Origin of the sequence: Streptomyces xantholiticus (assembly GCF_014651015.1) — a bacterium.
In the GTDB taxonomy this organism is placed as follows: Bacteria; Actinomycetota; Actinomycetes; order Streptomycetales; family Streptomycetaceae; genus Streptomyces; species Streptomyces xantholiticus.
On record NZ_BMWB01000004.1, the window covers coordinates 115,474 to 138,312 of the forward strand.

Here is a 22,839-nt window from a genome sequence, read left to right on the forward strand (position 1 = left end):
GCGAGCATCGAGGTGACGGAGGTCCGATCAGCTCATGGTCAGCCGCGTCCCAGCGGGCTTGAAATCACTCGGATGCCGTCAGCAGCCGAGCGCACACGAACTCTCGTACAGAGTACATGCTCAGCCATGGTGCTCGTGCCCGGGCTGGAAGGCGCCCGCCCGGAGCAGCTGAGCCCGCAGGCCAGGGCCGTCGGGGCCGACGGCGAGGTCTTCCTGCTGTTCCCGGCCGACTCGCCCGCCGTCCGGGCCGCAACCCACGCGCAGGACGACGAACTGTCCGCCGTGCTCGAGCTCACCGACGTCGCGCCGGTCGCCGTCCCGAACCGTATCCGGGGGCGCGCCTGGATCTCCGGCTGGCTGACCCGCATGCCCGGCCTGGCGGCCGAGCCCGGGTACATGATGCTGCGCCTGGAGGTCGGCGAGGCGAGCGTGGACGACCTGTGGGGCGCCTCGCACGTGGAGCCGGAGGCGTTCGCGAGCGCGTCCGCCGATCCCATCGTGGCCCACGAGACCGAACTCCTGCAGCATCTGGCCTCGGCGCACAGCGATCAGGTGCAGGCGCTCGGCTCGCTGCTCGGCGACAGGGCAGGCAGCCGGTCCACGACCGGCCGGCGTGCGGTACCGCTCGCGCTGGACCGGTTCGGGCTGCGAGTGCGGTTCACCGGCGAGCGCTGCTTCGACGCGCGCTTCGACTTCCCCGTCCCGGTGGCTGACGTCCCGGAACTGCGTCGCGCCATGCGCACCCTCTTCGAGGCGGCGTCCGGCTGACCCCCGGTCAGCCCTCCTCGCCGCGCAGGCGCTCGCGCACCCTCTCCACCACGTCCGCGTACCGAGCCTCCGCGCCGTAGCGCGTCGGCTCGTAGTACCGCCGGCCGTGGACCGCGTCCGGAGCGTACTGCTGGGCGGCGATGGCGCCCGGGACGTCGTGCGGATACACATAGCCCTGGGCGTGGCCGAGCTTGGCCGCGCCCTTGTAGTGGCCGTCGCGCAGATGCGGCGGGACCGGACCGGCCAGGCCGTTGCGCACGTCCTGCTGGGCGGCCGAGATCGCCGTCGTCGCCGCGTTCGACTTGGGGGCGAGCGCGAGGGCGATGGTGGCATGGCTGAGGGTCAGCGCGGCCTCGGGGAAGCCGATCATGGCGACCGCCTGGGCTGCCGCCACGGCGGTCGGAAGGGCGGTCGGGTCGGCCAGCCCGATGTCCTCGCTCGCCGAGATCATCAGCCGCCGGGCGATGAACCGCGGGTCCTCCCCCGCCTCGATCATCCGCGCAAGATAGTGCAGCGCCGCGTCCACGTCGGAGCCGCGGATCGACTTGATGAGCGCGCTGGCGACGTCGTAGTGCTGATCGCCGTCCCGGTCGTACTTCACGGCCGCCCGGTCGACGGTCTCCTCCACGGTCAGCAGACTTATGGCGTCCTCGCCCTTGTCGAGGGCCGCACCGGCCGCGGCCTCCAGCGCGGTCAGCGCCCGGCGGGCGTCACCGCCCGCGATGCGCAGCAGATGCGCCTCCGCGTCCTCGGGCAGCGACACGGCGCCGCCGAGCCCCCGGTCCTCGGCGAGCGCACGGCGCAGCAGACCGCGGACGTCGTCGTCGGTCAGGGACTCCAGCGTCAGCAGCAGCGAACGGGAGAGCAGCGGCGAGATCACCGAGAAGTAGGGGTTCTCCGTGGTGGCGGCGATCAGGGTGACCCAGCGGTTCTCCACGGCGGGCAGCAGCGAGTCCTGCTGCGCCTTGGAGAAGCGGTGGATCTCGTCCAGGAAGAGGACCGTCTCCTTGCCGAAGCCGCCGGCGGCGCGCTTCGCGCCCTCGATGACCGCCCGGACCTCCTTGACGCCCGCCGTGATCGCGGAGAGCTCGACGAAGCGCTTGTTGGTCGCCCTGGAGACGACATGGGCGAGCGTGGTCTTGCCGGTGCCGGGCGGGCCCCAAAGGATCACCGACGAGACCCCGGCCGGCCCTCCACCGCCCTCGCCGACCAGACGGCGCAGCGGTGATCCGGGCTTGAGCAGATGCTGCTGGCCGACGACCTCGTCCAGGGTGCGCGGACGCATCCGGACCGCCAGCGGGCTGCTGGTCGGATCCTTCTCCTGGCGTTCTTCGGCTGCGGCGGTAAAGAGGTCGGGCTCCACGCTGTGAAGCCTATGTCAGCCCACTGACAGCGCCGGCTCCCGTCGGCCGGACCCGGTCAGCCGGTCCAGAAGTCCCACCAGCGGGTCAGGATCAGCATCCCGATCACACCGATGTGCAGGACCGGGAGAACCCAGGTGAACTCGTCGAGGAAGCCCCGCACCCAGGTGGGGGCGGGCAGCAGCCCTTGGCGGACGTTGTGCGAGGTCACGTACCAGAACATGAAGATCGTGGCGACCCAGGCCAGGCAGCACCACAGGCACAGCGCGTTGATCTCGTACAGCGACTGCTGCGTCAGCCAGGCGCAGAAGCCGACACCGAAGAGCGTGCCCGCGTTGAAGGTCAGCCAGTACCAGCGGGAGAACCGGGCACCGGCCAGCAGGCTCACACCGACGCAGACCACGATGCCGTAGGTGACGAGCCCGAGCATCGGGTTGGGGAAACCGAAGACCGCGGCCTGGTCGCTCTCCATGACGCTCCCGCAGGAGACCACCGGGTTGAGGCTGCAGCCGGGCGTGAAGGTGGTCCCGGCGATCTTCGCCTCGAGGATCTTGAACTTGTCGATGGTGATGACCCACGCGGCCAGTACACCGGCCGCGCCCGTGACGACCAGCAGCCAGGCGAGGGCACGACTGCCGCCGACGTGACGGGCACCGGACACGCCGTGGTCGGAAGACACCCCGTCAACTGCTGCAGTCGTCATATCGCCGTTCCGTCGCTCGCTGGTCTGCCGGGCAGGGTCATTGTGCCGTACCGGACCGGGTTCGCTCCGTTCGATCCGGATAAGGAACACCCGAAGGAGGCCGCCGCTCTCAGGCACAACGCGCCGAGAGCCCGGGGCAGTTGTCCGCCCCGGGCCCCCGCACCGCACTTCGTCAGCCGAGCCTGGCCCGCACCTGTGCGACCAGATCGGCGAGCGCCACCGGCTCCTGCTCGCCGGACTCCATGTCCTTGAGCTGGACCACGCCCTCGGCGAGATCGCGCTCACCGCCGATGATCGCGTACCGGGCGCCGCTGCGGTTGGCGTTCTTCATCGCGCTCTTGAGGCCCCTCCCGCCGTACGAGAAGTCGGCGGCGACGCCCGCCTTGCGCAGCTCGGTCACGACGCCGAACAGGAGGCGCCGCGCCTCCTCGCCGAGCGGGACCGCATACACGCTGGTGGCGGCCGGGATCTCCAGCTCGACACCCTCCGCCTCCAGCGCCAGCACGGTGCGGTCCACGCCCAGCGCCCAGCCGACGGACGGCAGCGCGGGGCCGCCGATCATCTCGGACAGACCGTCGTAGCGGCCGCCGCCGCCCACCGCGGACTGCGAGCCGAGACCGTCGTGGACGAACTCGAACGTGGTGCGCGTGTAGTAGTCGAGGCCGCGCACCAGCTTCTCGTCGTCCTCGAAGGAGACGCCGGCCGCCTGCAGCAGCGCCCGCACCTCCTCGTGGTACGCCTTGCACGCGTCACACAGGTAGTCGCGCAGCATCGGCGCGCCCACCAGCTGCTTCTGCACGGCGTCCCGCTTGTCGTCGAGGACCCGCAGCGGGTTGATCTCGATACGGCGGCGGGTGTCCTCGTCGAGGTCGAGGTCGCGCAGGAAGGTCTGCAGCGCCTCGCGGTAGACGGGGCGGCACTCCTTGTCGCCGAGCGAGTTGAGCAGGATGCGGAAGTTGCGCAGCCCCAGCGATCGGTACGCCTGGTCGGCCAGGATGATCAGCTCTGCGTCCAGCGCCGGGTCCTCCGCGCCGATCGCCTCGGCGCCGACCTGGGAGAAGTGCCTGTACCGGCCCTTCTGCGGGCGCTCGTAGCGGTAGTACGAGCCCGAGTACCAGAGCTTCACCGGAAGATTCCCGGCCTTGTGCAGGTTGCCCTCCAGCGCCGCGCGCAGCACGGACGCCGTGCCCTCCGGGCGCAGCGCGAGCTCGGTGCCGCCCCTGGTGGTGAGCGTGTACATCTCCTTGGTGACGATGTCGGTGGACTCGCCGACGCCGCGCGAGAAGAGGGAGACGTCCTCGAAGCCGGGCGTCTCGATGTATCCGTAACCGGAGGTCTTCAGCGGCGCGGCGATGGCCTCGCGCACCGCCAGATACGTCGCGGACGACGGCGGAAGCAGGTCGAAGGTGCCCTTGGGGGCCTTGAAGGTGCTCACGGAATCTCTCGTCACATTCCTCGTCGGGGAGCTTCCAGGCTCCCGTGGCCGGCGGCCACCTCACGCAGGTACGGATTGGTGGCGCGCTCACGGCCGATGGTCGTCTGGGGGCCGTGGCCGGACAGCACCACGGTCGAGTCGTCGAGCGGCAGGCACACCCGGGCCAGCGACTCGAGCATCTCGTCCATGTCGCCGCCGGGCAGGTCCGTGCGTCCGATGGAGCCGGCGAACAGCAGGTCGCCCGAGAAGAACACGGACGGAACGTCCGCGGACTCGGGCATCCGGAAGGTCACCGACCCCTTGGTATGACCGGGCGCATGGGCGACGGAGAAATCGAGGCCGGCGAGGCTGAGCGCGGCACCGTGCGTGAGCTCCTTGACGTCGTCGGGCTCGCCCACGGTGAGCTCGCCCATCAGTGGCATCCCGATGGAGCGCCCCAGAGCCTTCTCCGGGTCACTCATCATGTAGCGGTCCTCGGGGTGGATCCAGGCCGGTACGTCGTGGGCACCGCACACCGGGACGACGGAGGCGACGTGGTCGATGTGACCGTGGGTGAGGACGACGGCGACGGGCTTGAGCCGATGCTTCTTCAGCGCTTCCTCGACACCCTCGGTGGCCTGGTGGCCCGGGTCGATGATCACGCACTCCTCGCCTGCGGCGGGGGCGACCAGGTAGCAGTTGGTCCCCCAGGCCCCGGCGGGGAACCCGGCAATAAGCACGATCGTCCTCAGTTCGGTTGTCGTCGGACAGCTGATGCGATGGATTGCAGCAGATCAGAGCCTACCGGCGCTGCTCATCCCACAGCCAACCCGTATACGGTACGGGGCAGGCTCGGCGGTTATCACTACGCGACGTACCAGACCTACAAGGAGAAGACCCGGTGGTCAGCAGCGATCAGCGGCGGCGGCAGCTCGCCAGGGAGAAGTTCGAGCGCCAGCAGCAGCGTCGGGAGCAGGCGCGGAGGAAGGCCAAGATGCGCAACTCGGCCATCGCGGCGGCGGTCGCCGTTGTGCTCTGCGCGGGCGGTGCCGTCTACGCCATGGGCCTCACCGGCGACAAGAAGGACGACGCCGCGCCGCTCGACCTTCCGCCGAGTTCCTCACCCTCGAAGAGCAGCAATCCCGAGCCGGCGATGGCGATCGACAAGAAGGCCAAGTACTCGTTCGCGATCAAGACGAACCAGGGCGACATCGCGATCGCCATGGACGCCGCGAAGACGCCGCACACGGTGAACTCGTTCAAGTCGCTGGCGGACAAGGGCTACTTCGACGGTACGAAGTGTCACCGTCTGACCACGCAGAACATCTTCGTCCTGCAGTGCGGAGACCCGAAGGGCGACGGCACCGGCGGTCCCGGCTACACGATCCCCGACGAGAACCTGGGGGGCCTCGGCAAGCCGGCGGCCGACGGCACGGTGACGTTCCCGGCGGGGACGGTCGCGATGGCGAACACCAGCCAGCCGAACTCGGGCGGCAGCCAGTTCTTCCTCGTCTACAAGGACACCAAACTGCCCCCCGCCTACACCCCGTTCGGGACGATCGACGACAAGGGTCTGAAAGTCGTGAACGACGTGGCGAAGGCCGGAGTCGAGGGCGGCGGCACGGACGGCCCCCCGAAGAAGGCGGTCGCCGTCGAGAAGGCCACGGTCACGAAGGTGTGAGCGGCACAATTTCGGTCGCGCTGAGTGCGGACAGCCGGGCGGCCGGTCGCCTAGATTGGGCGTTGTGCAGCGTGTGCTGACGCGCGCTGTGGAGGGCGGGCGAGGCCCGTCCGGGAAACTGTGGACGATGCCCGGGGGGACGACCCCTCGTCGGCATCAGGTTGAGGAGGCGCTGTGAGCAGCGACCCGTGGGGCCGCGTCGACGAGACGGGCACCGTGTACGTGCGTACTGCCGAGGGCGAGCAGGTCGTCGGATCGTGGCAGGCCGGGACTCCAGAGGAGGCTCTGGCCTACTTCGAGCGCAAGTACGAGGGCCTGGTGGTCGAGATCGGCCTCCTCGAACGGCGGGTGAAGACGACCGACCTGTCGGCCAAGGACGCGCAGACCGCCATCGACCATCTGCGTCAGCAGGTGGACGAGCACCACGCGGTGGGCGACCTCCAGGCACTTCGGGTGCGCCTCGACGCGCTGGTGGAGACGGTCGACAAGCGCCGCGAGGAGCGCAAGGCCCAGAGGGCGAAGCAGACCGACGAGGCGCGCCGGGCCAAGGAGGCACTGGTCACCGAGGCCGAGGAGCTGGCGCAGAGCGAGCAGTGGCGGTCGGCCGGTGAGCGGCTGCGTGCGCTGGTGGACACCTGGAAGGGCCTGCCCAGGCTCGACCGGAAGTCCGACGACGAGCTGTGGCACCGCTTCTCGCACGCCCGTTCCGCGTTCTCCAAGCGCCGCAAGGCGCACTTCGCGTCACTGGACGCGCAGCGCGAGGAGGCGCGCCGGACCAAGGAGCGGCTGGTCGCGGAGGCCGAGGCGCTCTCCGGTTCCACCGACTGGGGCGTCACCGCGGCCCGTTACCGGGACCTGATGGCGCAGTGGAAAGCCGCGGGCCGTGCACAGCGCGAGGCGGAGGATGACCTGTGGAACCGTTTCCGCGGTGCCCAGGACGTCTTCTTCGCGGCGCGCAGCGGTGTTTTCGCAGAGCGTGACGCGGAGCAGGCGGAGAACCTCAAGCTGAAGGAGGAGCTCGCTGCCGAGGCGGAGAAGCTGGTGCCGGTGACCGATCTGAAGGCCGCCCGTGCCGCCTTCCGTTCGATCAACGAGCGCTGGGAGGCCATCGGCCATGTGCCGCGTGACGCCCGTCCCAAGGTCGAGGGCCGGATGCACGCGGTGGAGCGGGCCCTGCAGGAGTCCGAGGAGAACGAGTGGCGCCGGACGAACCCGGAGGCGCGTGCGCGTGCCGAGGGTCTGACCGGCCAGCTGCAGGCGGCCGTCGACAAGCTGCGTGGACAGATCGACGCGGCCCGCGCCTCCGGCAACAACGCCAGGGCGGACAAGCTCGCCAAGGAACTCGAGGGCCGGCAGGCGCTGCTGGACCAGGCGCTGAAGGGCCTGCAGGAGTTCGGGGGCTGAGCAAGCACGTGGAAGGGGCCCGTACGGATGCGTACCGGGCCCCTTCCCGCGTGCCGCTAGGGCCGCCGGGCCGACGTCACGCGGTAGACGTCGTACACGCCCTCCACGCCCCTGACGGCCTTGAGGACGTGGCCGAGGTGCTTGGGGTCGCCCATCTCGAAGGTGAAGCGTGAGGTGGCCACCCGGTCGCGGGAGGTCTGCACGGCCGCCGAGAGGATGTTGACGTGCTGATCGGACAGGACCCGGGTCACGTCGGACAGCAGCCGGGAGCGGTCCAGCGCCTCGACCTGGATGGCGACGAGGAAGACCGACGACTGCGTCGGGGCCCATTCGACGTCGAGGATCCGTTCGGGCTGTTGCGAGAGCGAGTCGACGTTGACGCAGTCCGCGCGGTGCACTGAGACGCCGCTGCCACGCGTGACGAAGCCGATGATCGGGTCGCCCGGTACCGGCGTACAGCAGCGGGCGAGCTTGACCCACACGTCCTCGACACCCTTGACCACGACACCGGGGTCGGCGCTCTTGCGGCGCTTGCCGCGGCCGTGGGACGGCGGAGTGGACTCGGCGATGTCCTCGTTGGCGGCCTCTTCACCGCCGAGGGCCTGCACCAGTTTCTGCACGACGCCCTGGGCGGCCACGTGGCCTTCGCCGATGGCCGCGTACAGCGAGGAGATGTCCGGGTAGCGCATCTCGTGCGCGAGGGTGACCAGGGAGTCGCCGGTGAGGATCCGCTGGATCGGCAGGTTCTGCTTGCGCATGGCCCGCGCGATGGCGTCCTTGCCCTGCTCGATGGCCTCGTCCCGGCGCTCCTTGGAGAACCAGGCGCGGATCTTGTTGCGGGCGCGTGGCGACTTGACGAAGCCGAGCCAGTCGCGGGAGGGTCCGGCGCCCTCGGCCTTGGAGGTGAAGACCTCCACCAGGTCGCCGTTGTCGAGGGTCGACTCGAGCGGTACGAGCCGCCCGTTGACGCGGGCGCCTATGGTCCGGTGGCCCACTTCTGTGTGCACTGCGTAGGCGAAGTCGACGGGGGTGGCGCCCGCGGGGAGCGCTATGACGTCGCCCTTGGGCGTGAAGACGAAGACCTCGTTGCGGGAGAGGTCGAAGCGCAGCGACTCCAGGAACTCGCCGGGGTCCTCGGTCTCCTTCTGCCAGTCCAGCAGCTGCCGCAGCCAGGCCATGTCGTTGACGGTGTCCTGGCCGGCGGTTCCCTTGCCGGCCTTGGGGACGTCGGTGCGGATCTTGGATGCGCCGGCGACGGTCTCCTGCTTGTACTTCCAGTGCGCGGCGATGCCGTACTCGGCGCGGCGGTGCATGTCGAAGGTGCGGATCTGCAGCTCGACGGGCTTGCCGTTGGGGCCGATGACCGTGGTGTGCAGCGACTGATACATGTTGAACTTGGGCATCGCGATGTAGTCCTTGAACCGGCCGGGGACCGGGTTCCATCGCGCGTGCACGGTGCCGAGGGCCGCGTAGCAGTCGCGGACCGTGTCGACGAGGACACGGATGCCCACCAGGTCGTAGATCTCCGCGAAGTCACGGCCGCGGACGATCATCTTCTGGTAGACGCTGTAGTAGTGCTTGGGCCTGCCGGTGACGGTCGCCTTGATGCGAGCGGCGCGCAGGTCCGACTGGACCTCGTCGGTCACTATGGCGAGGTACTCGTCGCGCTTGGGCGCGCGCTCGGCGACGAGGCGCACGATCTCGTCGTACATCTTGGGGTAGAGGATCGCGAAGGCGAGGTCCTCGAGCTCCCACTTGATGGTGTTCATGCCCAGCCGGTGGGCCAGGGGCGCGTAGATCTCAAGGGTCTCGCGGGCCTTCTTCTCCTGCTTCTCCCGCTTGAGATAGCGCATGGTGCGCATGTTGTGGAGCCGGTCGGCGAGCTTGATGACCAGGACGCGCGGGTCCTTGGCCATGGCGACGACCATCTTGCGCACGGTCTCGGCCTGGGCGGCCTCACCGAACTTCACCTTGTCGAGCTTGGTGACACCGTCGACGAGGAGCGCGACCGAGTCGCCGAAGTCACGGCGCAGCTGGTCGAGCCCGTACTCGGTGTCCTCGACCGTGTCGTGCAGCAGCCCGGCCATCAGGGTCGCCGGATCCATGCCGAGCTCGGCGAGGATGGTGGTCACGGCGAGCGGATGAGTGATGTACGGGTCGCCGCTCTTGCGCTTCTGGCCGCGGTGCCAGCGCTCCGCGACCTGGTACGCCTTCTCCACCTGGCGCAGGGTGGACGTCTCGATCTTGGGGTCGTTGCTGCGCACGATCCGCAGCAGCGGCTCGAGAACCGGGTTGTACGGCGAGGAGCGCTGCACGCCCAGGCGTGCGAGACGGGCGCGCACGCGGTTCGAGGAACCGCCGGTGCGGGCGGGGCCGGCCGGGAGCGGCTTCGGGGCGGTGACGGGGACCTGGCTCACTCGCTCGGGCGCGGCCGGGCCCGGCCTCTCCGTCCGCTTCGGCTCGGGCGTGACAGGGGATGCCGCGGCCTTGTCGGCCTTCTGGTCGGGCTGCGCGGCGGCGGGCTGGGCCTCGTCTGGCAAGAGCGCTCCTCGTGCGGTTCCGGGTCCCCCGGACAGGCCCGGAAAGCCCATGGTATCGACCTCGGCGGTCCCGATCGCGCGGGGACAGGAGCCTCTCACAACGCGAGACGGGCACCCGGGTGTTTCCCAGGTGCCCGTCTCGGCGGATCGATGTGCGAGCCCAACGGTGAATCCGCAGCTCACACGCGCGTCACAAGGTGATCAGGGCCTCCAGCGGCGCACCGGCCAGCGATGGCTCGAGCCGGGGCCGGCCGCCCAGGAATCCCAGTTCCATCAGTACGACGACGCCGGCGACGTCCGCTCCCGCGCGGCGGACCAGTTCCAGGGACGCCTCCGCGGTGCCGCCGGTGGCGAGGACGTCGTCGATGACCACGACGCGGTCGCCCGCTCTGAGGTCCTCGGCGTGCACCTCGATCTCGGCGGTGCCGTACTCCAGCTCGTACGCCTGGGAGAGCGTCGCCCCGGGGAGCTTGCCCGCCTTGCGCACCGGGATGAACCCGAGGCCGGCACGGACGGCGACCGGGGCGGCGAGGATGAAGCCGCGGGCCTCGAGGCCCACGATCTTCGTCGCCCCGTTGCGCACGCAGAACTCGCTCAGTGCGTCGGTCAGCGCCGTGAACGCGGCCGGGTCGGCGAGCAGCGGCGTGATGTCCTTGAACATCACGCCCGGCTTCGGATAGTCCGCGACGTCCCGGATGCGGCTGAGCAGCAGCTCCTGGGTGTTCACCGTCATCGACGCCTGCCCGAGGGGCGGTTGCGGCCGCGGCCGCGCGGTCCGACGACCGCTCCGGCGGTCGCGGCCTCGCCGGGTGCGTCGTCCACCGGCACGGCCTGCTCGTCCGCCCGGTCCCCGGACTCGCCCTTCGACTCGGCGGCCGCCCGCTTGGCGAGCACCCGCTTTCTCAGGGCCTTCATCTGCGGGTCGCGTTCCTTGAGGTCGGCGACGAGCGGGGTGGCAATGAAGATCGAGGAGTAGGCACCGGCCGCGAGACCGACGAACAGCGACAGCGAGATGTCGTTGAGCATGCCCGCGCCGAGGACGCCGCCACCGATGAAGAGGAGGCCGGCGACCGGCAGCAGCGCGACGACCGTGGTGTTGATGGAGCGCACCAGGGTGCCGTTGATGCTGCGGTTGGCGATCTCGCTGTAGGTGAAGCGGGTCTGCTTGGTGATGTCCTTCGAGCTCTCCTTGAGGCTGTCGAAGACGACCACCGTGTCGTACAGCGAGTAACCGAGGATCGTCAGCAGACCGATGACCGTACCGACGGTGACCTCGAACCCGACGAGGGCGTAGATGCCGACCGTGATGGTGATGTCGTGGATCAGTGCGACCAGGGCCGCGACGGCCATGCGCCACTCGAAGGCAATGGCCAGGTAGACCACGACGAGGAGCATGAAGACGCCGAGGCCGGTCCAGGCCTTGTTGGCGATCTGCTCGCCCCAGCTGGGGCCGACGAGGTCGGCATTGATCTTGTCCGCCGGGATGCCCAGCTCCTGGCCGAGCGCCTTCTGGACACGGTCGGCCTCGGCCGTGTCCACACCGCTGATCTGGATGCGCAGACCGCCGGTGCCGAGCTCCTGGACGATCGGGATGTGGTCGGAGATCTCCTCCGCCGCCTCCGTGGCCTGGGTGACGCTGACGTCCGCCTTCGGCGTGGTGAAGACGGCGCCGCCCTTGAACTCGATGCCCATGTTCAGGCCCTGCACGGCCAGCGCGACGATCGCGGTGATCGTGATCAGGATGGAGACGCCGTACCAGACCTTGCGCTTGCCGACGAAGTCGTAGCCGACCTCGCCCTGGTAGAGCCTGGCGCCGAGATTGCCGAGTCGGGACATCTCACGCCTCCTTCGGTTCGGTCGACGGGGCGGTGGTACGGCGCGAACGGCGCAGCGGCGGCTTTGCGCCGAGCCGCTTCGGGTCGAGTCCGGACCACGGGTGGCCGCTGGCGAAGAACTTCCGGCGGGCCATGAGCGTCATCACCGGCTTGGTGAAGAAGAACACCACGACCACGTCGAGCAGCGTGGTCAGGCCCAGCGTGAACGCGAAGCCCTGGACCTTTCCGACGGTGACCACGAACAGCACCGCGGCGGCGAGGAACGACACGAAGTCGGAGACCAGGACGGTGCGGCGGGCACGCGGCCAGGCGCGCTCGACCGCGGGGCGCAGGGTGCGGCCTTCGCGGATCTCGTCGCGGATGCGTTCGAAGTAGACGATGAACGAGTCGGCGGTGATACCGATGGCGACGATGGCGCCGCACACGGCCGGCAGGTTGAGCGCGAAGCCGATGGCCGGGCCGAGCAGGGTCATGAGCGTGTACGTCAGGATCGCGGAGACGCCGAGGCTCAGCAGGGCGATCAGCGACAGACCCCGGTAGTACAGGACCAGGTAGATGACGACGAGGGCGAGACCGATCGCACCGGCGACCAGACCTGCCTGGAGCTGTTCGCCACCGAGGGCGGCCGTGACGGTCGTGACGCTGTCCTCCTCGAACGACAGCGGCAGCGCGCCGTAGGAGAGGATGTTGCCCAGGTTCTGTGCGGAATCCTGGTCGAAGTCACCGGTGATCTCGGCGCTGGCGCTCAGGGTCTGGTTCACCTGCGGGGCCGAGACCACTTCACCGTCGAGGACGATGGCGAACTGGTTCATCGGGGGCTGCTGCTGGGACAGCCGGCTGGTGATCTTCTGGAACTTCTTGGCACCGGCTTCGGTGAAGTCCATGGTGACGATCCACATACCGCGCTGCTGGTCGAGCTGGCCCTTGGCGTCGTCGACGTCCCTGCCGTCCACCTCGGCGGGACCGAGGATGTACTTCTCCCACTGGTCGGCGCCGTTCTTGCCGCAGGCGAGGGCCGTGTCCGACGGCTTGACGTTGTCGCCGAGCTTGCCGCGGGCCTTGGGGTCGGTGCAGTCCAGAGCGGTGAACTGCTTCTCGAGCGCACCGGCGGCGGGATCGGCGGACGGCGTCGGCGCGGGGCTCTCGCCGGGCTTCGGGCTCTCGGAGGCCTTCGGCTCGTCGGAGCCGGAGGGGCTCGGGCTCGCCGCGGGCGCCTTGAGGCCGTCGGTGACCGCGCGGCCCTGGGTGGTCGCACCGGCCGAGGGGGTGGAGGACGGGGAGCCCGACGGCGGGGTGGCCGTCTCCTTCTCCTTGTCCTCCTTCGCCTTGTCGCCGGACGAGGCGCTCGGCTTGACCTCGGGGGCCGCGGGGCCGCCCGGGGCGACCGTCAGAACGGGCCGGAAGAACAGCTGGGCGGTGGTGCCGACCTGCTCACGCGCCTGCTCGGAGTTGGTGCCCCTGGGGATGTTCACAATGATGTGACTCTCGCCCTGGGTCTGAACCTCGGCTTCGGAGACACCGAGACCGTTGACACGGCGCTCGATGATGCCGACCGCCGTGTTCATGTTGGTCTCGTTGACCGCGTTCTTCTGGCCGGGCAGGCTCTTGGCCTGGAGCGTGATGGACGTACCGCCCGCCAGGTCGATGCCCAGACGGGGCGTGAACTGCCCCGCCACGAACATCCCGCCCGTGAGCGCGACCATGGCGATCAGGATCAGAGCCAGGGCGCGCCCCGGCTTGCCCTGAGCCCCCGCGGGCCTTCGGCCCCTGTTCGGTGCTGCCACCTTCTCGTTTCTCCCTGTCCAACCGCCCACGGCGCCGCGTGTGCGCCCGTGGCGGCCACGAAGTGTTGTGGGGACCTGCCCCCGCGATCAGTCGGCACGCCCCGGGGACCGCCCGGGGCGCCTGCCCGGCGCCACCGCGGTCCCCGATCGTGGCTACTTCGCGTCGGCCTCGCCGTCGGCCTTGCCGTCCTTGGGCTCGGCACCGTCCTCGGCCGCGTCCGCCTTCTCGACCGTGTCGCTCTCGTCGGCCTTCTCGGTCTTCTTGCCGAGGTCGAGCTTGGCGTCGGCGTCGTCGGCGTCATCGGCGCCGGTCAACGAGGAGGCGTCGTCCGGGACGACGTGGGTGTCCGATGCGTCGTCGCCGTGAACGATGCGGTTGTACTCGTCGTCGGTCAGCACGGCACCGATGGCGTTCTTCGCGAACACCAGGTGGACGCCGGGAGCGGCCTCGAGGAGGACCGTGTCGTCGTTGACCTCCTTGACAGTGGCGTACAGGCCACCGATGGTCCGCACGCCGGTGCCGGGCTGCATCTGGTCGCGCATCTGCGCGGCCGCCTGCTGCTTCTTCTTGGCGGAGCGGGTCATCAGGAACATGGCCCCGATGAGCACGATGAAGGGGAGGAGGGTCAAGATATCCACGGGGGAATTCCTTCGCATGACCGCGCTGAGCGAGCGGCCGATCTACGGGGATGGGCACGCCGACCTGTAAGGGCGGCATCGGCGGAGTCTAAGCGAGTCCGCATCGATGGAACAACGCTCAGCATCCCACCGTGGTTCCTGGTCGGGCGAGTCTCCTCGCCGTCACGTCCCGAACAGACCCTGTTGTCCGCTTGCGCCCTGCGCCTGCTGGGGCGGCGTGAGGCCCAGGTGCGCCCAGGCGGCGGGGGTGGCGACCCGGCCGCGAGGCGTACGGGCGAGCAGGCCCTCCCGTACCAGGAACGGCTCCGCGACCTCCTCGACGGTCTCCCGCTCCTCCCCCACGGCGACGGCCAGCGTCGACAGGCCGACGGGCCCGCCGCCGAACAGTTTGAGCAGCGCCCGGAGCACGGCACGGTCGAGCCGGTCAAGGCCGCGCGTGTCGACCTCGTACACCTGCAACGCCGCGGCGGCCACCTCGCGGTCGATCCGCCCGTCGGCCTCCACCTGCGCGTAGTCGCGGACCCGGCGCAGCAGACGGTTGGCGATACGGGGCGTGCCGCGGGAGCGGCCGGCGATCTCGGCGGCACCGTCGGCGTCGATCACAACGTCGAGCAGCTGGGCGGAACGGTGCACGACGCGCTCGAGCTCGGCCGGCTCGTAGAACTCCATGTGCGCGGTGAAGCCGAAGCGGTCGCGCAGCGGTGGCGGCAGCAGGCCTGCCCTGGTGGTGGCGCCGACCAGGGTGAAGGGCGGCAGCTCCAACGGAATGGCGGTGGCGCCGGGCCCCTTGCCGACGATGACATCGACGCGGAAGTCCTCCATCGCCATGTACAACATCTCCTCGGCGGGCCGGGACATCCGGTGGATCTCGTCGAGGAAGAGGACCTCTCCCTCCTGGAGCGAGGAGAGGATCGCCGCGAGATCGCCGGCGTGCTGGATGGCCGGGCCGGAGGTGATCCGGATCGGCGCGTTCATCTCCGAGGCGATGATCATGGACAGGGTCGTCTTGCCGAGACCCGGTGCCCCTGACAGCAGGACGTGATCGGCCGTGGCGCCGCGCTGACGGGCCGCCCTGAGGACGAGGTCGAGCTGCTGGCGGACCCTTTCCTGACCGACGAACTCGTCGAGACTCTTGGGGCGCAGGGCCGCCTCGACAGCGCTGTCCTCACCGTCGGCGGCGGGCGCGACCAGGCGCGCGTCAGCGGCGGTGGAGGTCGTCGTCTCGTCGTCCCAGTTCACGTGGTGTCTGCCTTTGTGGTGGTGGTCTGTGCGGTTGTCCTGCGGGCGGGACGGGGGCCTACGGCCTGGCGGCCGTGGGCGATTCGCCCGGACGGGCCGCCTTCGCGGCCGCCGTGAAGCGGGGTCCGGGGCGGAGCTCCGGTTTCGGGGAGTGGCGGGGGGCAAGCGACCTCCCCAGCGGGAACGTCACCGGGCGCGGTTCAGCGACTGGAGCGCCGCCCGTAGCAGCGGGCCCACCTCCGGGGTCGCCCCCATCATCTCCGCCTGTGGAGCCACCGCCGTGACCGCCTCCTCGGCCTCCCGCGTCGCATAGCCGAGGCCGATCAGCGCCGCATGGAGCTGGTCGCGCCACGACTGGCTGACCGGGAAGCCGACGGCGGGGGCGGAGCGCAGCGGTTCCCCGAGCCGGTCCTTCAACTCGAGCAGCAGCTTCTGCGCGCCCTTCTTCCCGATGCCGGGCACCGCGGTCAGCGCCTTCTCGTCGCCGCCGGCGACGGCGACCCGCAGCGCGTCGGGGCTGTGCACGGCGAGCATCGCCTGCGCGAGCCTCGGTCCGACGCCGCTCGCCGTCTGGAGCAGCTCGAACACCTGACGCTCGTCGTCGTCGGCGAAGCCGTACAGAGTGAGCGAGTCCTCGCGGACGACGAGCGACGTCGCGAGCTTCGCGGTCTGGCCGATCCGCAGCGTGGACAGCGTGTCGGGGGTGCACTGGACGGCCATGCCGATGCCGCCGACCTCGATCACGGCGGTGGTCGGTGCGAGCGCGGCGACAGGGCCGTTCACGAAGGCGATCATGCGGTACGGCCTTTCGATGCGTACGCCGTGCGGTGTGCGGCGACGGCTTGCTGGAGGCGGTTCTGGGCGGGCGCGCGCCAGATGTGGCAGATGGCGAGGGCGAGTGCGTCCGCGGCGTCGGCCGGCTTCGGCGGTGCGTCGAGCCGCAGCAGCCTCGTCACCATCGCACCGATCTGCGCCTTGTCGGCGCGCCCGCTGCCGGTGACGGCTGCTTTGACCTCGCTGGGGGTGTGCAGGGCAACGGGGATGCCGCGCCTGGCCGCGCAGAGCATGGCGACGGCGCTGGCCTGGGCGGTGCCCATCACCGTCCGCACATTGTGCTGGCTGAAGACCCGCTCCACGGCGACGAATTCGGGCCGGTGCTCGTCGAGCCACTGCTCGATGCCCTGCTCGATGGCGACCAGCCGGCTGCCCAAGTCGGCATCGGCCGGCGTCCGGACGACTCCGACGCCGCGCATCGTCAGCGGACGGCCGGCGACACCCTCCACGACGCCGACACCGCACCGGGTGAGCCCCGGGTCCACCCCCAGCACGCGCACGCCCCCACCTCCTTCGCTCAACTGTTTGTGCAGGCTATCGGTCGGCACCGACAAAGCACGGACGGGCCGACGGGAGCGTGTCCCGTCGGCCCGTCCGCGTACGCGGCCATGAGGGTGCGTCAGGCGTCGACCTTCTCCATGACATCGTCGGACACGTCGAAGTTGGCGAAGACGTTCTGCACGTCGTCGCTGTCCTCGAGCGCGTCGATGAGCTTGAAGATCTTGCGCGCGCCCTCCTCGTCCAGTTCGACCTGCATGGTCGGGACGAAGTTGGCCTCGGCCGAGTCGTAGTCGATGCCGCTGTCCTGCAGTGCCGTGCGGACCGCGACGAGGTCGGTGGCCTCGCTCAGCACCTCGAAGGACTCACCGAGGTCGTTGACCTCCTCGGCACCCGCGTCGAGCACCGCACCCAGGACGTCGTCCTCGGTCAACTCGCCCTTGGGGACGATCACGACGCCCTTGCGGTTGAAGAGGTACGACACGGAGCCCGGGTCGGCCATGGAACCGCCGTTGCGGGTCATGGCGACGCGGACGTCGGAGGCGGCGCGGTTGCGGTTGTCGGTCAGGCACTCGATGAGCACCGCGACACCGTTCGGGCCGTAGCCCTCGTACATGATCGTCTCGTAATCGACGCCGCCGGCCTCGAGGCCACCGCCGCGCTTGATCGCCGAGTCGATGTTCTTGTTCGGGACCGAGCTCTTCTTGGCCTTCTGCACGGCGTCGAAGAGGGTGGGGTTACCGTCCAGGTCGGCGCCGCCGGTACGGGCTGCGACCTCGATGTTCTTGATCAGCTTCGCGAAGAGCTTGCCGCGCTTGGCGTCGATCACGGCCTTCTTGTGCTTCGTCGTAGCCCATTTAGAGTGGCCGGACATCTGCCTGTCTCCTTCGCGTAACCCTTTACTGAACGAACCCGAGAGATCCTACCGGGATCGCGTCACATGCCCGCGCGCACCATGTCCACGAACAGGCCGTGAACCCGGTGGTCGCCCGTCAGTTCCGGGTGGAACGAGGTGGCCAGGGCGTTGCCCTGACGGACGGCGACGATGTGGCCGTCGTGCTCCGCGAGCACCTCCACCTCCGCGCCGACGGACTCCACCCACGGCGCACGGATGAAGACGCCCTCGACCGGATCGCCGTCGACGCCCTTGATGTCGACCGCCGCCTCGAACGACTCGTTCTGCCGCCCGAAGGCGTTACGACGGACGATCATGTCGATGCCGCCGAACGTCTCCTGTCCCGACCTCGGGTCGAGGATCTTGTCGGCGAGCATGATCAGACCGGCGCAGGTGCCGTAGACCGGCATGCCTGCGCGCAGCCGCTCGCGCAGGGGTTCCATCAGGCCGAACAGGACGGCCAGCTTGGAGATGGTCGTGGACTCGCCGCCCGGGATCACCAGGGCGTCGACCTCCGCCAGTTCCTCGGGGCGCCGGACCGGCCTGGCCACGGCATCGGCCGCGGCCAGGGCGATCAGGTGCTCCCGTACGTCGCCCTGCAGCGCCAGAACCCCGATGACAGGGACGTCGGGAGTGGTCATTACCAGCCTCGGTTCGCGTAGCGCTCGGCCTCGGGCAGGGTGTCGCAGTTGATGCCGACCATGGCCTCGCCCAGGTTGCGGGACGCGTCCGCGATGATCTTCGGGTCGTCGTAGAAGGTGGTGGCCTTCACGATGGCCGCGGCACGCTTGGCGGGGTCGCCCGACTTGAAGATGCCCGAGCCGACGAACACGCCCTCGGCACCGAGCTGGCGCATCAGCGCGGCGTCGGCGGGAGTGGCCACACCACCGGCGGAGAACAGCACGACCGGCAGCTTGCCGAGCTCGGAGACCTCCTTGACCAGGTCGTACGGGGCGCGGAGCTCCTTGGCGGCGGCGTACAGCTCGTTGTTGTCGAAGCCGCGCAGCTTGGCGATCTCGTTCTTGATCTGGCGCAGGTGACGGACGGCCTCGACGACGTTGCCGGTGCCGGCCTCGCCCTTCGAGCGGATCATGGCCGCGCCCTCGGCGATACGGCGCAGCGCCTCGCCCAGGTTGGTGGCGCCACAGACGAAGGGGGTCGTGAAGGCCCACTTGTCGGAGTGGTTGACCTCGTCGGCCGGGGTGAGGACCTCGGACTCGTCGATGTAGTCGACGCCGAGGGACTGCAGCACCTGGGCCTCGACGAAGTGGCCGATGCGCGACTTGGCCATCACCGGGATGGAGACCGCGTCGATGATCTCCTCGATCATGTTCGGGTCGGACATCCGGGCCACGCCGCCGTCCTTGCGGATGTCGGCGGGCACGCGCTCCAGCGCCATGACGGCGACTGCGCCGGCGTCCTCCGCGATCTTTGCCTGCTCGGCGTTGACCACGTCCATGATCACGCCGCCCTTGAGCTGCTCGGCCATGCCGCGCTTCACGCGGGCGGTGCCGGTCTCGGGGGTCTGCGGGATGGGGGTGATGGACACGGGTACCTCACTCGATGACGACGTTGTGATGCGTCACCGATGGAACATGCGCCGTCCAGTCCACTGCAAGTGCCAATGAACAGCCGGTGGATCGTTTTCGGCGGTCAGGCGACGATCATGTGGGCCTGTCCGCGAGTGCAGCGGGCGGCTCGTCGTCCATTTCGAAGGCCAACGGGAACGGGGCGTGGCCCGCGAGCCGGAACCAGCGGACCTTGCGGTGCCGCCGCAGCGCGCGTGCCGCGCGCACGGCGTCGTTGTGGAACCGGCGCGCCATGGGCACCCTGCGCACCGCCTGCGCGAGCTCGCCCGCCGTGTCATCGCCGCCCGGCACCTCACGCACCGCCTCGACCTGCTCGGCCGCCCCGAACACGGCCCGCAGCGCCGCGCTCAGCTCGCTCTCCGCGACCTCGCGGTGCTCCTCCTCCGCCTGACGGGCCGCATGCGCGGCCTCGTAGAGAACGATCGACGCGGCGGGATCGAGCACGCCGGAGGTCGCCAGCTCCTGCGCGACGGAGGCGCGCCGCAGCAACTGCGCGTCGAGCGCGGCACGGGCCGCGTCGATCCGGGCGTGCAGCCGGTCGAGACGTCCGGCGGTCCAGCTGAGGTACATGCCGATGGCGACGAGCGCGACGACGATCCAGATCAGGGTGCTCACGGGCGGCAAGGCTACCGGTGAGCACTACGCGCTCGTCTCGTCCGGGGGTCCGTAGGGCCCCGCTGCGCGAGGCTCGCAGCCCGTCGCAGGCGCGACCGACGTGGGGCCCTCAGTCCCGCCCGGCCAACCCGAACCGCGCCCGCAACCCCACACGCTCGTCCGCCGCCACCGACGCCGCCCCGTCCGTCACGGTCTCGTAGACGGCCAGGATGTCCGCCCCCACCGTGGACCAGTCGAAGCGCCGCACATGCGCGCTGCCCCGCGCCCGCAGTTCGGTCCGCCGCTCCGGGTCCCGCAGCAGCCGTACCGCCGCAGTCGCCAGCGCGTCCGCGTCCTCGACCGCGAACAGTTCGCCCGCCGCCCCCTGGTCCAGGACCTGGGCGAACGCGTCCAGGTCGGAGGCGAGCACCGGCGCCCCCGCCGACATCGCCTCGACGAGGATGATGCCGAAGCTCTCGCCGCCCGTGTTGGGCGCCACATACACGTCGACGCTGCGCAGCAGCCGCGCCTTGTCCTCGTCGCTGATCATGCCGAGGAATTCGACCTGCGAACGCATCTCCCGAGGCAGGGAGGCGACGGCCTCCTCCTCGTCGCCGCGGCCGGCGATGAGCAGCCGGGTGGCGGGGCACGCGGCGAGGATCGCCGGGAGTGCCTTCATCAGGACGGGCAGTCCCTTGCGGGGTTCGTCGATCCGGCCGATGAAGCCGATCGTGTTCCCCTGCCATTCCTTCTTCGGCTCGGCCTTCTCGAAGAAGCCGACGTCGACGCCGTTGGGGATGACGACGGCGTCACCGCCGAGGTGCTCCACAAGCGTCCGCCGCGCGTACTCGCTCACCGCGATCCGCGCGCTGATCTTCTCCAGCGCCGGCTGCAGGATCGGGTACGCGGCGATCATCGCCCGCGAGCGCGGGTTCGACGTGTGGAAGGTGGCCACGATCGGCCCCTGCGCCGCCCAGCACGACAGGAGCCCGAGGGACGGCGAGGCCGGCTCATGGATGTGGATCACGTCGAAGGTGCCCTCGTGCAGCCACCGCCGCACCCGGGCCGCCGACAGGAAGCCGAAGTTGAGCCGGGCGACCGAGCCGTTGTACGGCACGGGCACGGCCCGTCCGGCGGAGACGACGTACGGCGGCAGCGGGGTCTCGTCGTCCGCCGGGGCGAGCACCGAGACGTGGTGACCGAGACGGATCAGATGGTCGGCGAGGTCCCGGATGTGGAACTGCACACCGCCGGGCACGTCCCACGAGTACGGGCACACGATGCCGATCTTCACGTCCGGCGCTCCTCGAGGTCCGCGAGCCACAGCCGCTGCAACATGTGCCAGTCCTCCGGGTGTTCGGCGATCCCTGTGGCGAAGGCATCGGCCAGCGCCTGTGTCATGGAGGACGTCTTCTCGGCCCGTGTACCTGTCTCCGGCACCTCGACGGGCGGATGGACGCGCCCCTTCATCACGGACGTCTCGTCGTACCAGAGGGTCACCGGCAGCAGCAGAGCACCCGTCTGCTGGGCAAGGAGCGCGGGCCCGGCGGGCATCCGTGCCGTGTCTCCGAAGAACGCGACCTCCACACCGGCCTCCGACAGATCACGGTCCGCCACCAGGCAGACCAGCCCGCCGTCACGCAGCCGCCTGGCCAGCGTGGCGAAGGCCGCACCGCCGGTGTGCGGAAGGACCTCCATACCGAGGCTCTCCCGGTAGGCGACGAACCGGTCGTACAAGGACTCCGGCTTGAGCCGCTCGGCGACCGTGGTGAACGGCACGCCCAGCGCCCGCGTCACCCACACCCCCGCCACGTCCCAGTTGGCGAGGTGCGGCAGCGCCAGCACGACGCCCCGGCCGGAGGCGAGCGCGTCCGTCAGGAGGTGGATGTCCTTGGCTTCGAAGCTGCGCCTGGCCCGGTCCTGGCTCCACGTGGGCAGCCGGAACGACTCCATCCAGTAGCGCATGTACGAGCGCATGCCGGCCTTGGACAGCTCCGCGAGCCGCTCTGCACTCGCGTCGGGCACCACCCGGGCGAGGTTCGCCTCGAGCCGCAGCACACCCTTGCCGCGCCGCTTCCACGCCGTGTCCGCGATCGTGCGGCCCAGCCGTGCCGCCGCCGGCTCCGGCAACTTCTTGACGACGCCCCAGCCCAGTCCGTACAGCGCGTCGGTCAGCCTGTCCCGCATCACGACGCCTCCGCCCCGCGCTCGTCTGCCGCGGCCGCATCGGCCTCCGCCGACTCGCGCCGCACAGTCACCACTCGCTGCCCCAGCGTCACCGTGCTGCCCACGGCGACGATCCACAGCGCGATCGGCAGCAGGACGTCGACGCCCGGGACACCGAACCGGTGCAGTCCTGCCAAGCCCGCGGCCACCAGCGAGATCACCAGGCGTTCCGCGCGCTCCACGAGGCCGTTGACCGCCACCGGCAGGCCGATCGATTCGCCGCGCGCCTTGGTGTACGACACCACCTGCCCGCTGGCCAGGCAGAAGATGGCCACCGCGCACAGCACGTTGTCGTCCCCCCTGCCCGCGTACCACAGCGCGAAGCCGCCGAAGATCGCCCCGTCGGCGACCCGGTCCAGCGTCGAGTCCAGGAAGGCGCCCCATCGGCTCGAAATACCCGCCTGGCGCGCCATGTTGCCGTCCACCAGGTCGGAGAAGACGAACAGGGTGATGACGATCGTGCCCCAGAAGAACTCCCCGCGCGGGAAGAAGACCAGCGCCCCCGCCATCACCCCGACCGTGCCGATGAGAGTGACCGCGTCGGGGCTCACCCCGCGGCGGAGCAAGAACGCGGCGAACGGTGTGAGGACACGCGTGAAAAATGCACGCGCGTACTTGTTCAGCATGGCCTTCCCGAGGGTCCGGTGGGCCGTGTGGCCCCTACGGCCACCGGCTGGCCCATCGTAGCCAGGACCGCCCTGCGCCATTGCCGCGCACCCGTCCCCGGAGGCGGCGTCCGACGTATGGACGCACAGTGACGGGAGTGGAAAGCTCGAAAGACAACCGCGGGCCTCGCCGGAGCTGCTCCGGACGCCCTTCGGGACGCCTCATCGGC

General features: G+C 70.1%; 22 protein-coding genes. 3 read left to right on the plus strand and 19 right to left on the minus strand.

Annotation, left to right across the window (positions count from 1 at the left end; translation table 11 throughout):
* Nucleotides 1-72: 72 nt before the first annotated feature.
* Nucleotides 73-768, plus strand: coding sequence for a DUF2470 domain-containing protein (locus tag IE198_RS09070; RefSeq protein WP_189884581.1), 696 nt, complete (start codon nucleotides 73-75; stop codon nucleotides 766-768).
* 7 nt (nucleotides 769-775) lie between these two features.
* Here the strand turns inward: IE198_RS09070 and IE198_RS09075 are convergent, their stop codons facing one another.
* From IE198_RS09075 to IE198_RS09090, 4 genes are all read right to left on the minus strand, one after another.
* On the minus strand, nucleotides 776-2,131 hold the full coding sequence (locus IE198_RS09075; protein WP_189884583.1) for a replication-associated recombination protein A: 1,356 nt from the start codon (nucleotides 2,129-2,131) through the stop codon (nucleotides 776-778).
* A gap of 56 nt (nucleotides 2,132-2,187) precedes the next feature.
* Nucleotides 2,188-2,832 (minus strand): vitamin K epoxide reductase family protein, encoded by a 645-nt coding sequence (locus IE198_RS09080; RefSeq protein WP_189884585.1) that lies wholly within the window; start codon nucleotides 2,830-2,832, stop codon nucleotides 2,188-2,190.
* A gap of 172 nt (nucleotides 2,833-3,004) precedes the next feature.
* Nucleotides 3,005-4,267: a histidine--tRNA ligase gene (gene hisS, locus IE198_RS09085; RefSeq protein WP_189884587.1), complete on the minus strand. Its 1,263-nt coding sequence runs from the start codon at nucleotides 4,265-4,267 to the stop codon at nucleotides 3,005-3,007.
* A gap of 11 nt (nucleotides 4,268-4,278) precedes the next feature.
* A complete protein-coding gene (locus tag IE198_RS09090) occupies nucleotides 4,279-4,986 on the minus strand; it encodes an MBL fold metallo-hydrolase (protein ID WP_189884588.1) in 708 nt (235 codons plus the stop codon).
* Between the two features lie 161 nt (nucleotides 4,987-5,147).
* On the opposite strand from IE198_RS09090, the gene IE198_RS09095 reads away from it, so the two are divergent.
* Nucleotides 5,148-5,927, plus strand: a complete 780-nt coding sequence (locus tag IE198_RS09095) for a peptidylprolyl isomerase (protein ID WP_189884590.1) — start codon at nucleotides 5,148-5,150, stop codon at nucleotides 5,925-5,927.
* Between the two features lie 174 nt (nucleotides 5,928-6,101).
* Entirely contained in the window at nucleotides 6,102-7,331 is a 1,230-nt protein-coding gene (locus IE198_RS09100) for a DUF349 domain-containing protein (RefSeq protein ID WP_189884592.1), read from the plus strand.
* 56 nt (nucleotides 7,332-7,387) lie between these two features.
* Here the strand turns inward: IE198_RS09100 and IE198_RS09105 are convergent, their stop codons facing one another.
* The 15 genes from IE198_RS09105 to pgsA all read right to left on the minus strand — a co-directional run bounded on the left by IE198_RS09105 (nucleotide 7,388) and on the right by pgsA (nucleotide 22,630).
* Nucleotides 7,388-9,871 carry a RelA/SpoT family protein gene (locus IE198_RS09105; RefSeq protein ID WP_189884594.1) on the minus strand — a complete coding sequence of 828 codons (2,484 nt, stop codon included), beginning with the start codon at nucleotides 9,869-9,871 and terminating at the stop codon, nucleotides 7,388-7,390.
* A gap of 190 nt (nucleotides 9,872-10,061) precedes the next feature.
* Entirely contained in the window at nucleotides 10,062-10,604 is a 543-nt protein-coding gene (locus tag IE198_RS09110; RefSeq protein WP_189884596.1) for an adenine phosphoribosyltransferase, read from the minus strand.
* Complete coding sequence (secF, locus tag IE198_RS09115; protein WP_189884598.1) at nucleotides 10,601-11,707, minus strand: protein translocase subunit SecF; 1,107 nt, start codon at nucleotides 11,705-11,707, stop codon at nucleotides 10,601-10,603. Before secF ends, IE198_RS09110 begins: the two co-directional genes overlap by 4 nt.
* A gap of 1 nt (nucleotide 11,708) precedes the next feature.
* Complete coding sequence (gene secD / locus IE198_RS09120) at nucleotides 11,709-13,490, minus strand: protein translocase subunit SecD (RefSeq protein ID WP_189884600.1); 1,782 nt, start codon at nucleotides 13,488-13,490, stop codon at nucleotides 11,709-11,711.
* A gap of 153 nt (nucleotides 13,491-13,643) precedes the next feature.
* Entirely contained in the window at nucleotides 13,644-14,129 is a 486-nt protein-coding gene (yajC, locus tag IE198_RS09125; protein WP_189884602.1) for a preprotein translocase subunit YajC, read from the minus strand.
* Between the two features lie 162 nt (nucleotides 14,130-14,291).
* Nucleotides 14,292-15,368 carry a Holliday junction branch migration DNA helicase RuvB gene (gene ruvB / locus IE198_RS09130; RefSeq protein ID WP_189884604.1) on the minus strand — a complete coding sequence of 359 codons (1,077 nt, stop codon included), beginning with the start codon at nucleotides 15,366-15,368 and terminating at the stop codon, nucleotides 14,292-14,294.
* Nucleotides 15,369-15,554: 186 nt separating this feature from the next.
* Nucleotides 15,555-16,163 (minus strand): Holliday junction branch migration protein RuvA, encoded by a 609-nt coding sequence (gene ruvA / locus IE198_RS09135; RefSeq protein ID WP_189884606.1) that lies wholly within the window; start codon nucleotides 16,161-16,163, stop codon nucleotides 15,555-15,557.
* Nucleotides 16,160-16,702: a crossover junction endodeoxyribonuclease RuvC gene (gene ruvC, locus IE198_RS09140; protein WP_189884608.1), complete on the minus strand. Its 543-nt coding sequence runs from the start codon at nucleotides 16,700-16,702 to the stop codon at nucleotides 16,160-16,162. The genes ruvA and ruvC overlap by 4 nt, the downstream gene beginning before the upstream one ends.
* A gap of 119 nt (nucleotides 16,703-16,821) precedes the next feature.
* Nucleotides 16,822-17,574: a YebC/PmpR family DNA-binding transcriptional regulator gene (locus tag IE198_RS09145; protein ID WP_189884610.1), complete on the minus strand. Its 753-nt coding sequence runs from the start codon at nucleotides 17,572-17,574 to the stop codon at nucleotides 16,822-16,824.
* A gap of 62 nt (nucleotides 17,575-17,636) precedes the next feature.
* Entirely contained in the window at nucleotides 17,637-18,236 is a 600-nt protein-coding gene (pdxT, locus tag IE198_RS09150) for a pyridoxal 5'-phosphate synthase glutaminase subunit PdxT (protein WP_189884612.1), read from the minus strand.
* The gene (gene pdxS / locus IE198_RS09155; RefSeq protein ID WP_189884614.1) at nucleotides 18,236-19,144 is read right to left on the minus strand and encodes a pyridoxal 5'-phosphate synthase lyase subunit PdxS; all 909 of its coding nucleotides are present in this window, start codon (nucleotides 19,142-19,144) and stop codon (nucleotides 18,236-18,238) included. The genes pdxT and pdxS overlap by 1 nt, the downstream gene beginning before the upstream one ends.
* Before the next feature lie 115 nt (nucleotides 19,145-19,259).
* Nucleotides 19,260-19,754, minus strand: coding sequence for a hypothetical protein (locus tag IE198_RS09160; RefSeq protein ID WP_189885088.1), 495 nt, complete (start codon nucleotides 19,752-19,754; stop codon nucleotides 19,260-19,262).
* 154 nt (nucleotides 19,755-19,908) lie between these two features.
* A complete protein-coding gene (locus IE198_RS09165) occupies nucleotides 19,909-21,072 on the minus strand; it encodes a glycosyltransferase family 4 protein (RefSeq protein WP_189884616.1) in 1,164 nt (387 codons plus the stop codon).
* Nucleotides 21,069-21,965 carry a phosphatidylinositol mannoside acyltransferase gene (locus tag IE198_RS09170; protein WP_189884618.1) on the minus strand — a complete coding sequence of 299 codons (897 nt, stop codon included), beginning with the start codon at nucleotides 21,963-21,965 and terminating at the stop codon, nucleotides 21,069-21,071. The genes IE198_RS09165 and IE198_RS09170 overlap by 4 nt, the downstream gene beginning before the upstream one ends.
* On the minus strand, nucleotides 21,965-22,630 hold the full coding sequence (pgsA, locus tag IE198_RS09175) for a phosphatidylinositol phosphate synthase (RefSeq protein ID WP_189884620.1): 666 nt from the start codon (nucleotides 22,628-22,630) through the stop codon (nucleotides 21,965-21,967). Before pgsA ends, IE198_RS09170 begins: the two co-directional genes overlap by 1 nt.
* Nucleotides 22,631-22,839: the final 209 nt, after the last annotated feature.

What these genes read in the sequence shown, in the direction of transcription:
- ruvA (WP_189884606.1), bottom strand. Translation starts at nt 16,163, where the DNA reads ATGATCGCCTTCGTGAACGGCCCTGTCGCCGCGCTCGCACCGACCACC.
- IE198_RS09070 (WP_189884581.1), top strand. Translation starts at nt 73, where the DNA reads ATGCCGTCAGCAGCCGAGCGCACACGAACTCTCGTACAGAGTACATGC.
- IE198_RS09145 (WP_189884610.1), bottom strand. Translation starts at nt 17,574, where the DNA reads ATGTCCGGCCACTCTAAATGGGCTACGACGAAGCACAAGAAGGCCGTG.
- IE198_RS09080 (WP_189884585.1), bottom strand. Translation starts at nt 2,832, where the DNA reads ATGACGACTGCAGCAGTTGACGGGGTGTCTTCCGACCACGGCGTGTCC.
- IE198_RS09110 (WP_189884596.1), bottom strand. Translation starts at nt 10,604, where the DNA reads ATGACGGTGAACACCCAGGAGCTGCTGCTCAGCCGCATCCGGGACGTC.
- secF (WP_189884598.1), bottom strand. Translation starts at nt 11,707, where the DNA reads ATGTCCCGACTCGGCAATCTCGGCGCCAGGCTCTACCAGGGCGAGGTC.
- pdxT (WP_189884612.1), bottom strand. Translation starts at nt 18,236, where the DNA reads ATGACCACTCCCGACGTCCCTGTCATCGGGGTTCTGGCGCTGCAGGGC.
- IE198_RS09170 (WP_189884618.1), bottom strand. Translation starts at nt 21,965, where the DNA reads ATGCGGGACAGGCTGACCGACGCGCTGTACGGACTGGGCTGGGGCGTC.
- IE198_RS09160 (WP_189885088.1), bottom strand. Translation starts at nt 19,754, where the DNA reads ATGTACCTCAGCTGGACCGCCGGACGTCTCGACCGGCTGCACGCCCGG.
- pgsA (WP_189884620.1), bottom strand. Translation starts at nt 22,630, where the DNA reads ATGCTGAACAAGTACGCGCGTGCATTTTTCACGCGTGTCCTCACACCG.